Genomic DNA, 12,152 nt, shown 5'->3' on the forward strand with positions numbered 1-12,152 from the left:
TTGACCAGCGGCGGATCTCGAGCAGCAGACGCCGCGCCTGATGGGCCGAATCGTTCAAGTCGATCGGTCCGTCGGCCCGACGGCGAGGCCGTGAGCTGACCGGCTCCAGGGGCGGTGTCGAGCCCGCACGCCCACGAGCGGCTGCCCTCCGTCCGTCTTCGCCGGGTATCTCGCTGCGGCGTTGAACGTTCTCCCGTCCGCCGGGGCACTCGTGCGCCCTGCCGTAACGCGTCTGCGCGTTTGCTCTCAGGGGCCCGTTACGGTCGTTCCTGCGGGTTTCGCCGATTTAATATCCGGCATCGTTGTAGATCATTGCGTTATCGGCCTCCTCGATCCCCGGATCGTGGGAGGAACAGAAACGCTGCTAGCCGAAGGGCCGGACATGCTCTCTGCCGAAAAGAACGCCTTGCTCGCCGAAGTGCGCCGGAATACCCCGATGGGTGATCTGCTTCGCCGATATTGGCATCCGATTGCGCCCGCCAAAGAAATCGCGGACGTGTCGGTCAAGCCGGTCACGTTGCTCGGCGAGGAACTCGTGTTGTTCCGGAAACGGTCGGGCGGTCACGGCCTCATCGCGCGGTCCTGTCCTCATCGCAATGCCGACCTGAGTTTCGGCTGGACGGACGGAGACACGCTGCGCTGCGCCTACCACGGCTGGGCGTTCGACTCGGCCGGAAACTGCGCCCACCAGCCGTTCGAGGAGGCGGGGCCGGCTGGTGGATTCCGCGACAAGGCCGGCCTGACCGCATACCCGACGCAGGTCCTGGGCGGGTTGGTCTGGGCCTACCTGGGCCCTGATCCGGCGCCGCTGCTGCCGAACTACGAACCGTTCCGGTGGGCCCACGGATTCGTCGAGATCATCGTCACCGAACTGCCCTGCAATTGGTTCCAGTGCCACGAGAACTCGATGGATCCCGTCCATTTTGAATGGCTGCACTCGAATGGCAACGCCGTGCGGCAGAATCCGGCCGATCCGCACTACGTGCCGAGCCATCTCGACATCGACTTCTTGGAATTCGAATACGGATTCGTCAACGGCCGGGTGATCGAGACCGAAAATGCGCCGCCCGGTGAGTACGCACGAACCAGCAACGTGGAGGACGGCGGAATTCTGAGTCTCTACCCCTATCTGCTGGTGTCCGGCAACACCATCGAGTTCCGGGTTCCGGTCGACGAGCATCGCACGATGAACGTGACCTGGCAGTATTCGGTGCTGCCGGACGACGCCACGGTGACCGTCCAGGAGGACGACGCGATCCCGTACTGGTACGGGCCGCTCACCGACCCGCAGACCGGCCGCGTGCTGACGTCGTACACGGCCAACCAGGACTTCGCCGCGTGGACCGGGCAGGGCGTGGTGACCGACCGCACCACCGAACACCTCGGCCGCACCGATCGCGGCATCACGCTGCTGCGCCGTCGTTTCTTCGACGCCATGGACGCGGTGGCGCGAGGCGAGGACCCGCCGGGCACCGTCCGTGACCCGGCCGTCAACTCGCCCATCGAACTGCCGATCCGCAGCAAAGAGTTCTACACGAAGGGCATGCCGCGTGCCCGGTTCGCCGAGAAGCTGGCCGCCCGGCGCCGTGACGGGCTGCTCGGCATCGGCGGCCTCTTCTCCGTGCAGGCCGGCCGCCCCGACGAACTGCAACGGGAGTACGACAAGCTCGCCGGCGTCAGCGGAGGCGACGCATGACGGCCGGCGGACCGGCGCTGCTGCTGATCGGCAGCGGCGAGCAGGTCTGGCGGGAGTACATGCTGCGCTCCATGGCCTCGCGCTACCGGCTGCACCTGTTCAGCCCTCGGCCGGCGTCCTGGGAGGACCCCTACCTGACCGGCTGCACGGTGCTCGACACGCTCGATGTCGCCACGATGACCGACGCCGTACGGGCTCATCCCGAGCCGTTCGCCGGATCCCTCACGTACGAGGAAACCCGGGTGGAGCCCGCCGCGCTGCTGGCCGCCGCCGTCGGGCACCGGGGCAGCCCGCCGTCCGCTGTCCGGGCGTGCCGGGACAAGTACGCCGGCCGGCAGGCACTGCACCGGGCCGGTGTGCCGCAAGCGCGGTCGGTGGCGGTCGCCGGACTCGAGGACGCCGAGCGGGCCGCTCAGGACATCGGTTACCCGGTGGTGGTGAAGCCGCGCGCGCTCTCGGCCAGCAACGGCGTGACGTTGGTGCCCGGTCCGGACAAGCTGGCCTGGGCGTTCGCCGAGGCGACCCGCATCTGGTTCGACGCTGTGCCGGGTTACGACGAGGCGGTGCTGGTCGAGGAGTTCCTCGACGGTCCCGAGATCAGCGTGGAGTCGGTGTGCCGGAACGGGCGGGTCACCGCGCTGTTCGTGGCGCACAAGACCCTCGGCTACCCGCCCGGCTTCGAGTCCGTCGGCCACCTGGTGCACGGCGACGATCCGCTGCTGGCCGATCCGCACGTTCTCAGTGTCGTGCAGGCGGCGCACACCGCGCTGGGGCTGACCGACTCCGTCACGCACACCGAACTGATCCTGACCGCCGACGGACCCCGGGTGGTGGAGATCAACGCTCGGGTCGGCGGTGACCGCACCGCATACCTCGGCGGTCTGGCCACCGGCCGCGACGCCGCGCTGATCGCCGCCGATCTGGCCGCCGGCGCAGTGCCGGACACCCGGGCCACGACATCGGCCGTGGCCGGGATCCGGTTCCTCTACCCACCCGTCGGCCTGCGGGTCGGCTCGGTCGACGTGGCCCGCCAGGCGCTGCCACCCGAGATCTGCGACGTGCGGGTGCTCGCGGCCCCGGGCAGCGAGCTGCGGTTGCCGCCGGAGGACCACGTCTACTCGCGGTACGCGCTGGTCGCCGCCGTCGCGGACACCGAGAAGCGGTGTGTCGCAGCCCTCGACGAGGCGGCGGCCGCGGTCACGGTCCGCGGCGACGCGCTGGTCGGCGGGGAGCCGGCGTCATGAGCCGGGTCATCGCGGTGGTCTCCGGCGGCATGGATTCGGTGACCATGGCGCATTACTTGCAGGACAACGGCGACCAACTGCACCTGCTGTCGGTCGACTACGGCCAGCGCCACCGCAAGGAGCACACGTACGCCGCCGCCACGGCCGCCCGCCTCGGCGCCGTACACCAGATCGCCGACCTGAGCGCGGTCGGCGCGATGTTCCGTGGCTCCTCGCTGACCGACCCCACGGTCGACGTCCCGGAGCGCACCTGGACCGGTTATGGCGAGAGCCCGAACATCGTGCCGAACCGTAACGCGCTGATCCTGGCGGTCGCGTTCGCGATAGCCGTGGTGGAGAAGGCCGACTCGGTTGCGATCGGGGTGAACGCCGACGACGTGGGGTCGGTGCCCGACAGCACCCCGGAGTTCCTGGCCGCGTTCATCGCGATGGAACGGCTGGCCACCCAGGGGTACGCCGCTCCGGGGCTGGCGCTGCTCACGCCGCTCGCGTCGCGGCCCAAGAGCGAGGTCGTCCGGCTCGGCGAGCGGCTGAGTGTGCCATGGGCGCAGACGTGGACGTGCTTCCGCGGCGAGTCGCTGCACTGCGGGCGCTGCGCGTCCTGCTGGGACCGGCAGAGGGCCTTCCGGGAGAGCGGGATCGACGATCCGACCACCTATCAGAGGGAGCCGGCATGACGCTACGCATCACCAAGCAGTTCACGTTCTCGGCCAGCCATCAGCTCGAGGGTCTGGCGGACGGGCACCAGTGTGCCCGCCTGCACGGCCACAACTACGTCGTGGAGATCGAGCTGAGCGCCGCCCGCGACGAACTCACCCCGACCGGTTTCGTGCGCGACTACGGCGACCTCTCCGGGTTCAAGGGCTGGATCGACGAGTGGCTGGACCACCGGCACCTCAACGACGTGGTCAAGGAGGCCAACCCGTCCGCGGAGAACCTCGCGGTGTGGATCTACGAGCAGTGGGACGACGTCTATCCGGAACTGAGCGCCGTACGGGTGTCCGAGACACCCAAGACCTGGGCCGAGTTCCGCCCCTGATCGTTGCCCGACACCCCCCGACGCCCGTACCGGATGAGTGCGGGCCGACCACAGCAAGGAGGTGGTGCCCAGTGGAACCGGAACTTGTCGTCAACGAGATCTTCGGCCCCACCTGAGGCCGTACAGGGTGAAGGCCGATCCCTGGGCCGGCGGTGCGCGTTCGTCCGGCTGGGCGGATGCAACCTGTCCTGCCACTGGTGCGACACGCCGTACACATGGGACTGGACCGGGGTCAGCGCGTCCGGCGTCAAATACGATCCGAAGGCCGAGCTGCACCGGATGCCGGTCCGTACGGTCGCCGAACGGATCCTGGCCCTCGAGGTCGGTCTGCTGGTCGTCTCCGGCGGCGAGCCGATGAGCCAGCAGCGGCACCTCGTCCCGCTCGTCGACACCCTCACCGGGCACGGCGTCGACGTGGAGATCGAGACCAACGGCACCAAGGTGCCCGACGACCGGCTCGTACGGGCCGGGACCCGGTTCAACGTCTCACCGAAGCTCGCGCACACCGGCGACGCCGAGCACCGCCGCATCGTGCCGGAGGCACTGCGCCGCCTGGCCGAGCTGCCGGAAAGCACGTTCAAGTTCGTCTGCCGTGACCGCGGGGACCTGGACGACGTCGCCGATCTGGTCGCCCGGTACGGCATCCGCTCGGTCTGGGTGATGCCGGAGGGCCAGAACAGCGCACAGGTCACGGCCGGCCTGCGCGAACTCGTCGACGCCGTCATCGACCGCGGCTGGAACATCACCACCAGGCTGCACGTGCTGGCCTGGGAATCGCGAAGGGGTGTCTGAACGATGCTCGACGAACAGATCGACACACAGGGTCCGCATCCCCACGGCGACGCGGATCCGCTGGTGGAACTGGGCCGGCGGCTGCTGACCGAGATCGGGGAGGACCTCGACCGCGACGGCCTGCAAGGCACCCCGGAACGCTTCGCCCGCTGGTGGCGCGAGTTCACCCGGTACGACCCCGGCACCATCGAGACCCTGTTCGAGACCACCACCTCCGGGCAGCTTGTCCTGGTCAACGGCGTCGAGGTGTGGTCGCTGTGCGAGCACCACCTGTTGCCGTTCAACTGCACGCTGACCATCGCCTACCGGGCGACCAAACAGATCCTGGGCCTGTCCAAGTTCGCCCGCATCGCCCAGCAGCACGCGCACCGGTTGCAGGTCCAGGAGCGTCTGGTCGCCGATATCGCCGCGGACATCCTGCGCATCACCGGCGCCGCCGACGTGGCGGTCATCGGCCGCGGCGAGCACCTGTGCATGACCATGCGCGGGATCCGGACCAGCGCCCGGATGACCACGACGTCGTTCCACGGCGCGTTCACCGACGACGAGGCGTCCCGCGCTGAACTGCTCGGGCTGATCCGTGACCTCTGAGCACCGACCGAAAGGGATAGCCGGCATGACCAACATCTTCCCGATCATCGACCTGCGCGACGCCGACCGCACCGGCGCCGACCGCGACGCGTTCCTGGACAGGCTGCGGGACGCGGTCCACGACATCGGCTTCTTCCAGCTCGTCGGCCACGGTGTCACCGGCGCCGACGACCTGCTCACCGCGATCCGGGCGTTCTTCGACCTGCCTGAGGAGCAGCGGGCCGCGATCAGCATGCTCAAGTCGCCGTACTTCCGGGGCTATTCCGAGCCCGGCCGCGAGCTGACCGGCGGCGTCCCGGACTTCCGCCGCCAGCTTGACGTCGGACCGGAGCTGCCGCCGCCGGACCCGGCCGCCGACGGCCCGGCATACCGCTGGCTCGCCGGACCCAACCAGTGGCCAACCGGGCAACCGGAGCTCCAACCGATCGTGTTGCGGTGGATGACCGATCTGACCGGCGTCGCCCACCGGCTCCTGCAGCTGATCCTCGAGGCGCTCGAGGTGCCGGTGGACTTCATGGACGACGTCGTGGCGCCCGAGCCGCACGTGCACTTCAAGCTGTTGCATTACCCCGGTCCGGCGGTCGGCGAGGACATCGGCCGCAGCCAGGGCGTCGGCACGCACAAGGACTACGGGCTGCTGACGCTGCTGCTGCAGGACGACAAGGGCGGCCTGCAGGTCGACACCGGCGACGGCCGCTTCGCCGACGTGCCGGTCGTGCCCGGCGCGTTCGTGGTCAACCTGGGCGAGCTGCTGGAGGTCGCCACCCGTGGCTACCTGTCCGCCACCGTGCACCGGGTGGTGCGGCCCGCGCCCGGTGTCGACCGCTATTCCGCGCCCTTCTTCTACAACCCCCGCCTCGGCGCGACCATGCGACCGCTGCCGAGCCCGTATGTGAACGCCGCCGACGGCGTGGTCGTCGATCCCGCCAACCCGCTGTTCGCCGGTTACGGCGAGAACGTCATGAAGGGAATGATCCGCGCGTTCCCGGAGGTCATCGCCGCCCACCACCCCGAGCTGCTGGCCGGCACCCGGTGACCGCCGCCGCGCCGGCGATCCTGCTCGTCGATCCGCTCAAGACCGGTCTGCCCTACAAGAAGGCGGCCCGGGATCTGGGGCTGGCCGTCGTCTCTCTCTACACGGTGGAGCCGGGAGAGCTGAACTCCCGGTTCCCGGACCACCGCGACGGCGACGACCGGTCCCTGCACACGTCGGACCCCGCCGAGGCCGTCGCCGCGCTCGCCGCGACCGGATACGAGATCGTCGCTGTGGTCCCCGCCTGGGAGTCGGCGGTCTACCTGGCCGACCTGATCGCACACGAGCTCGGGCTGCCCGGCAACGACGTGACGCTGGCCCGGGCGCGGCGCGACAAGGCCGCGATGCGCGAGCGGGCAGCCGCCGCAGGCCTGCGGATACCGGCCTACCGGGTGGTACACAGCGCGGCCGAGGTGCCCGCCGCGGCCGCGGCGGTGGGCTTCCCGGCCATCGTCAAGCCCGGCACCAGCTCCGGCGCGCACGGCGTCACGCTGATCCCCGACGCCGCCGCCGCGGCCGGATTCGCGATCTCCGAGACCACCGACCTGTTCGGCTGGCCGATCACCGACTGGCTGGTCGAACAGTATGTGCGGGGCCGCGAGCTCGCCGTCAACTGCTTCAGCGGCGCCGGCGAGCATCGGGTCATCGACATGTGGGAATACCGGCAACCCGACGGCCGCGACTACGACTTCCCGCTCTACGACAACGTCGAGGCGCTGCCGGACGACCCGGACTGGGACCGGGTCGCCGCCTACGTGACCGAGGTGCTGAGGGCGTACGGGATGCGCCGGGGACCGAGCCACACCGAGGTGAAGGTCTCCACCGACGGCGTGTTCCTGATGGAGATCGGAGGCCGGCTGCCGGGCGGCCCGGCGACCGATCAGTGGACCACCTACACCGACATCCGCCCGTATCACGATGCGATCGAGTGCTATCTCGGCGGCCGGCCCGCGATCATGGACAAGCCGATCAACCGGCGGGCGGTGTTCGGCGCCATCGCCATCCGCAACGACGAGGCCCCGGGAACGCTGGTCGCGATCCACGGGCTGGACGCGATGCGCGCGCATCGCGGCGTCGACAAGGTGCTGGTCGACTGTCAGCCCGGCGATCACGTGCCCGTCACCCGCGACGACAAGACGATCCCGCTCGGCGCCTGGGTGTCCGGCCCGGATCAGCAGTCGGTCGAGCGGGTGCTGGCCGAGCTCCGGCAACTCGTCCGTCTGGAGATCCGCCGGGAAGCGGCCGGGTGACCGACACCGCGCCCCGTGCCGCGCTCGCCGGCTACCGCGATCTGCTGGGGGTACCCCGTTTCCGGCGGATCGTGGTGGCCGGCCTCGCGGCGAAGCTGCCGCCCGCCGTCCTGAGCCTGAGCGTGCTGCTGCTGGTCGGGCCCCGCTATTCCTACGGCCTGGCTGGCCTGGCCGTCGGCGGCCTGGCGATCGGCCAGGGCATGACCGATCCGGTACGCGGCCGGCTGGTCGACCGGCACCGCCCCGCCCCGATCCTGCTCACCTGCCTGACCGGCTATCTCGGCGCGCTGTTGCTGCTGGTACTGAGCGTGCGGGCGCACGGACCGGCGGTGCTGCCGGTGGCCGCCGCGGTGGCCGCCGGTGCGATGGCGCCGCCGGTGGGCATCATGATGCGGTCGATCTGGCACGCCGGCACCGGTGCGCGCACCCTGCCCACCGCGATGGCCCTGGACGCGACGATGACCGGCGCGGCGCTGGTGGCCGGGCCGGTGCTGGCCGGCTGGCTGAGCGTCGCGGTCAGCCCGGTGGCGCCGTTCGCGGTCGTCGCAGTCCTGCTGACGCTGGCCGTGGCGCTCCTGCTGGGCCTGCCGTTCCCCGCGTCGGCGGACCGCGCCGCGCACTGGCTCGGACCGCTGGCCTCGGCCCCCCTGCGCCGCCTGTTCGCCGCCTACACCCTTTATCTGGTGGGGATCACCGCGGTGGACGTCGTCCTGCCGGTGTTCGCCGTGCAACAAGGGGCGCCGCTGTTCACCGGCCTCTACCTGGGCGCGATGTCGGTCGGAAGCCTGCTGGGCAGCCTGGCGCTCGGCGCCGTGCCGCACCTGCTGTCGCGCCGGTACGCCGTGCCGGCCCTGCTCTGCGGCTTCGCCCTGGCCGCGGCCCTGCTCGCGCTGGCGACCCGGGGGACTCCGCTGACCGTGCTGCTGGCCGCTCCGGTCGCCGGGATCGTGGTCGGCTCCACCTTCGGCGCGTTGTTCACGATCGGCGGCAATCTCGCGCCGCCCGGTCAGGTCACCGAGACGATGGCCTGGCTCAGCAGCCTCGGCCAGGCCGGCGGCGCGGCCGGAGCGGCGCTCGCCGCCCACCTGGCGACCGCGGCCGGCAGCACCACCGCGTTGCTGGCCGTACCGCCGATCGCGTTGCTGGCCGCGGTTTTCGCCGCCCGCGCCCACGCGCCGGCGCCAGGCCGGTCAGCCACCCCCGGCCGATGACCCGGGGAGCGGGGGATCGCGCAGAACCGCCCAGGTGGCTATCTCGGTCCGCGAGCGGAGGCCGACCTTCCGGCGGATCGTGCGTACGTGCGCCTCGATCGTGCGGACCGACAGGAACAGCCGTGCGGCGATCTCCCGGTTGGTCAGCCCGCGCGACAGCATTGTCACGACCTGCCACTCGCGGTCACTGAGCTGCTGCGATGCCGGCTCGGCGGGGACGCCGGCGCACCTTTGCAACGCGTACGCCACCGCCTGGGGCCGGCGCATGGCGGCGCCGGCCCGGTGACATTCGCGCGTGTCGCGCTCGCCGAGCGAGCACCGCGCGGTGGCCAGCGCCTGGTCGATCCGGCTCATCCACCGCCGGATGACGGTCGATCCCGGCGTCTCGGCACCACCGGCGGCGAGCAGGCGGACCGTCCGCCGCGGGTTCGCGGTGCCGGCCGCGCACAGCGCCATGCCGATCACGCTCTCGGCCGCCGTGCCGCTGCGCGGATCGGCCTCCCGTAGCGCGTCCACGAAGTGCTGCGCGGCGGCCGGCGCGTCGTCGCGTTCCAGGGCCAGTGCGCCAAGCACGTTGAGCGCCGCCGCGAGATGAACCGCGGGACGTCGCGCGGCCAGCGGCGGCAACGCCCGCCCGAGGAGATACATGGCGGCCTCGGTGTCGCCGCCGCGAAGCCGGTGCCGGGCCAGGCGGCCGTAACAGGCCGCCGCCATCACCTCGTCGCCCGCGTCCCAGCTGAGCGCCAGGCAGTTCTGGATCGCCTCGTGCCCGGCGCTCTCCAGGTCGGCGAGCTCGCACGCCACGCCCAGCTCGAGGAACAGGCGACGGGTCGGCGGAGCGGTGCGCCCTCGTTCCGTGGCCCGCCGGGCGGCGTCCTGCAGCCACCGCACGGCTGCCTCGTGGTCCCCGCGCAGCGTCGCCAGCCGGGCGATCGTCAGATCCACCGCCCAGCCGTGCTCCCGGCCGGCGGGCGTAGTGGCCGCGAACTGGCCGACGGCGTCGCTGAACTTCTCGTCGGTCTCCATGCCGAAGGCCGTCCACGCCGCGCACAGCCGGGCGCCGCGGGGGTCCTGCCGGGCCAGCAGGTCGGCCAGCACGGGCCTGATCCGGCCGGCCACCGGGTCCAGCCGCCGCACCTGCTCCTCGGCCGGGAGATACGGCGTGCAGATGTCCGTGGTCTCCTCCAGCACCCAGTCGGTGAGCAGTTCGCCGGCAATCTGGTCCTCGCCGGCGACGGTCAGCGTCGCGCGTGCGAACAACCGCACCGGCTCCAGCAGCCGGAACTGGGCCGGAACCGTCCCGGAGGCCGGGAAAGCGACGCTGACCAGCGACTTGTCGTGCAGCCGGACGAGTGCCGCGACGACCTCCGGATGCGACATCCGGTCACGCAGCACGGCATGCGCGGCGTGTGCGTCGAACGAGCCGACGTGGACGGAGATGCGGCGCAGGGTAAGCCGCTCGTCGGGGGAGAGCGCATCGTGGCTTGTCTCCAGGGCGGCCCGCCAGGAGCGGTGCCGCGGGTCGTCGCCGTGCCAGCCGCCGCTGAGCAGCCTCAGGTCACCACACGCGTGCTCGGCGATCTCGACGAGCGACAGCGATCTGGTGAGCCGGGCGGCGAACTCGATCAGCAACGGCAAGCCCGCCAGCCGTACGCAGATCGCGTCGATGAGCGCGAGGTTGTCGTCGTTCGCGGTGAAACCCTCGTACGCGGTGCTGCGATCGATGAACAGGCGTACCGAGTCCGGCATCGCATGCAGCCGGGTGACAACGTTGTCAGGATCTGGCAAAGCCAGGCCTTCCACCGAGTAGCGCACCTCTCCCGGTAGGCCCCACGCCTCCCGGCCGGCACTGACGACCTTCAGCCGCGGATGCCGGGCCAGCAGATATGCGAGCCGATGGGCGAGGGCCGCGGACCGATGGTCGGTGTTGTCGAGGAACAACACTCCATGTTCGACATCCCGGATGCTGTCCAGGGCCTCGCCACCGTCACGGAGATCGACGCAGTGCCGCGGCCCGCCCCCGCCCACGGTCTCCTCCCGGAGAACCTCCCGCACGAGCCTTGACTTGCCGGCGCCCGCGACGCCGACGACGGTGACCATGCGCTCGACCCGCAGCAGAGCGGTCAGCCGCTTCACATCGTCCGCGCGCCCGACGAAGCTCTCGCCCCGGCGACCGGACGGGTCGGCGACGCCGCCCGCCTCCTGCCGCCGTCGATAGGCCCGTTGCCGGCAGGCGTTGCGGCAGTACTTCGCGGAGACAGAGGAGATCCCGCGCCCGCAGTCGGCGCAGCGTCCGAGTCCGTCCACGTTCGAGGTCCTCCGTCCACGGCCCGCGAACTGCGGAAATGCCACCCATAAGGGCCATAAGGGTAGGTACGTCTTTCCCCTGGAGCAACGTTTCGAACATGTAAAAATGGTTTACGATCGCTCGGAGGAGCATCTGCCCGGCCTCCGCTCCACCGCGTCATCACGTGGAGCTGCAGGAGCTGGTGAACCCTGGACTTCAGGAGCCTGTCGGCTTCGTCTGCCTGGCTATGAAGACCACGTTCGTGAGAGTCACAGGTCGAAGAACGCCGGGAGCAACAAGATCAGCCGCACGACTGCGCTCCAAGGCCGACGGTCTCAGACTCGGTAATCTCGGTCAGCGCGCCATGCAGTGAGCCGTTCTCGTCGCGCTGTCTCCTGTGGATTCGAGATCGACGTGAGCACCGCCTGGCAATACGAGGCGTCGGGCCACGCTTCCTCAGCTGAGCGGCCACTGGTCGACGCCGGGTGCACTCTGAGCGGGCGCCACATGATCGAGGTCAAGCCGGCTGCGCCGGGTGGCTGGTGAGAACCTTGTCCAGCAGCATCCTCAACTGTTGACGTTCGTCCGCGTCAAGGGCGGCGAGCAGGCGATCCTGTACGTCCAGGGCCAGCTCGTGCAGTTCGTGGAGGTGCCGCAGCCCCGCCTCGGTGGCGGCGACGATGTTGCGGCGGCGGTCGGCCGGATCGGTGCGTCGTTCGATGTGCCCGTGGTTCTCGAGGCGCGTCACGATCGCGTTGACGTTGTTGCGGTCCAGTCCCAGCCGGCGACCTATCTCGGCCTGGCTGAGCTCGCCGTACTCCTGGAGGGCGGCGAGGACCGCGAAATCGGATCGTGCCTCCAGCGGCATCCGGGCGGCGGTGAAGCGCGCGCCGAGGACAGAGACGCGTCCGGTCTGCCAGCTGGCCAGGTTGCGAAGCAGGGCCGGCGCCCCGACGTCGGCTCCGTGGTCGGTCATGTGGCCATCCTAACGAATTCGTTGTCGCGACCA

At 70.6% G+C, this 12,152-nt stretch carries 11 protein-coding genes; 9 read left to right on the forward strand and 2 right to left on the reverse strand.

The genetic code is table 11. The features are described 5' to 3' along the window. Positions 1-181 precede the first annotated feature (181 nt). The 9 genes from ACZ3I4_RS20260 to ACZ3I4_RS20300 are packed head-to-tail and all read left to right on the forward strand — an operon-like array spanning position 182 to position 8,856. Positions 182-1,696 (forward strand): Rieske 2Fe-2S domain-containing protein, encoded by a 1,515-nt coding sequence (locus tag ACZ3I4_RS20260; protein ID WP_465383503.1) that lies wholly within the window; start codon positions 182-184, stop codon positions 1,694-1,696. Beyond that, a complete protein-coding gene (locus tag ACZ3I4_RS20265; RefSeq protein ID WP_465383504.1) occupies positions 1,693-2,940 on the forward strand; it encodes an ATP-grasp domain-containing protein in 1,248 nt (415 codons plus the stop codon). The genes ACZ3I4_RS20260 and ACZ3I4_RS20265 overlap by 4 nt, the downstream gene beginning before the upstream one ends. Further along, positions 2,937-3,617, forward strand: a complete 681-nt coding sequence (locus tag ACZ3I4_RS20270) for a 7-cyano-7-deazaguanine synthase (RefSeq protein ID WP_465383505.1) — start codon at positions 2,937-2,939, stop codon at positions 3,615-3,617. The genes ACZ3I4_RS20265 and ACZ3I4_RS20270 overlap by 4 nt, the downstream gene beginning before the upstream one ends. Next, complete coding sequence (locus tag ACZ3I4_RS20275) at positions 3,614-3,979, forward strand: 6-pyruvoyl trahydropterin synthase family protein (protein WP_465383506.1); 366 nt, start codon at positions 3,614-3,616, stop codon at positions 3,977-3,979. The genes ACZ3I4_RS20270 and ACZ3I4_RS20275 overlap by 4 nt, the downstream gene beginning before the upstream one ends. Before the next feature lie 33 nt (positions 3,980-4,012). Then, positions 4,013-4,771, forward strand: a complete 759-nt coding sequence (locus ACZ3I4_RS20280; protein ID WP_465383507.1) for a 7-carboxy-7-deazaguanine synthase QueE — start codon at positions 4,013-4,015, stop codon at positions 4,769-4,771. A gap of 3 nt (positions 4,772-4,774) precedes the next feature. Beyond that, positions 4,775-5,362 carry a GTP cyclohydrolase I gene (gene folE / locus ACZ3I4_RS20285; RefSeq protein WP_465383508.1) on the forward strand — a complete coding sequence of 196 codons (588 nt, stop codon included), beginning with the start codon at positions 4,775-4,777 and terminating at the stop codon, positions 5,360-5,362. Between the two features lie 25 nt (positions 5,363-5,387). Continuing rightward, on the forward strand, positions 5,388-6,398 hold the full coding sequence (locus ACZ3I4_RS20290; RefSeq protein WP_465383509.1) for an isopenicillin N synthase family dioxygenase: 1,011 nt from the start codon (positions 5,388-5,390) through the stop codon (positions 6,396-6,398). Beyond that, positions 6,395-7,645 carry an ATP-grasp domain-containing protein gene (locus ACZ3I4_RS20295; RefSeq protein WP_465383510.1) on the forward strand — a complete coding sequence of 417 codons (1,251 nt, stop codon included), beginning with the start codon at positions 6,395-6,397 and terminating at the stop codon, positions 7,643-7,645. Before ACZ3I4_RS20290 ends, ACZ3I4_RS20295 begins: the two co-directional genes overlap by 4 nt. Further along, positions 7,642-8,856 carry an MFS transporter gene (locus ACZ3I4_RS20300; RefSeq protein WP_465383511.1) on the forward strand — a complete coding sequence of 405 codons (1,215 nt, stop codon included), beginning with the start codon at positions 7,642-7,644 and terminating at the stop codon, positions 8,854-8,856. The genes ACZ3I4_RS20295 and ACZ3I4_RS20300 overlap by 4 nt, the downstream gene beginning before the upstream one ends. On the opposite strand, the gene ACZ3I4_RS20305 is transcribed toward ACZ3I4_RS20300, so the two are convergent. After that, positions 8,836-11,163, reverse strand: a complete 2,328-nt coding sequence (locus ACZ3I4_RS20305) for an ATP-binding protein (RefSeq protein ID WP_465383512.1) — start codon at positions 11,161-11,163, stop codon at positions 8,836-8,838. The two genes, ACZ3I4_RS20300 and ACZ3I4_RS20305, sit on opposite strands and share 21 nt — an antisense overlap. 497 nt (positions 11,164-11,660) lie before the next feature. Then, positions 11,661-12,119, reverse strand: a complete 459-nt coding sequence (locus ACZ3I4_RS20310) for a MarR family winged helix-turn-helix transcriptional regulator (protein WP_465383513.1) — start codon at positions 12,117-12,119, stop codon at positions 11,661-11,663. Positions 12,120-12,152 lie beyond the last annotated feature (33 nt).

Source organism: Actinoplanes sp. NPDC021490 (genome assembly GCF_055562135.1).

What these genes read in the sequence shown, in the direction of transcription:
- ACZ3I4_RS20265 (WP_465383504.1), top strand. Translation starts at nt 1,693, where the DNA reads ATGACGGCCGGCGGACCGGCGCTGCTGCTGATCGGCAGCGGCGAGCAG.
- ACZ3I4_RS20270 (WP_465383505.1), top strand. Translation starts at nt 2,937, where the DNA reads ATGAGCCGGGTCATCGCGGTGGTCTCCGGCGGCATGGATTCGGTGACC.
- ACZ3I4_RS20275 (WP_465383506.1), top strand. Translation starts at nt 3,614, where the DNA reads ATGACGCTACGCATCACCAAGCAGTTCACGTTCTCGGCCAGCCATCAG.
- ACZ3I4_RS20280 (WP_465383507.1), top strand. Translation starts at nt 4,013, where the DNA reads ATGAGTGCGGGCCGACCACAGCAAGGAGGTGGTGCCCAGTGGAACCGG.
- folE (WP_465383508.1), top strand. Translation starts at nt 4,775, where the DNA reads ATGCTCGACGAACAGATCGACACACAGGGTCCGCATCCCCACGGCGAC.
- ACZ3I4_RS20290 (WP_465383509.1), top strand. Translation starts at nt 5,388, where the DNA reads ATGACCAACATCTTCCCGATCATCGACCTGCGCGACGCCGACCGCACC.
- ACZ3I4_RS20310 (WP_465383513.1), bottom strand. Translation starts at nt 12,119, where the DNA reads ATGACCGACCACGGAGCCGACGTCGGGGCGCCGGCCCTGCTTCGCAAC.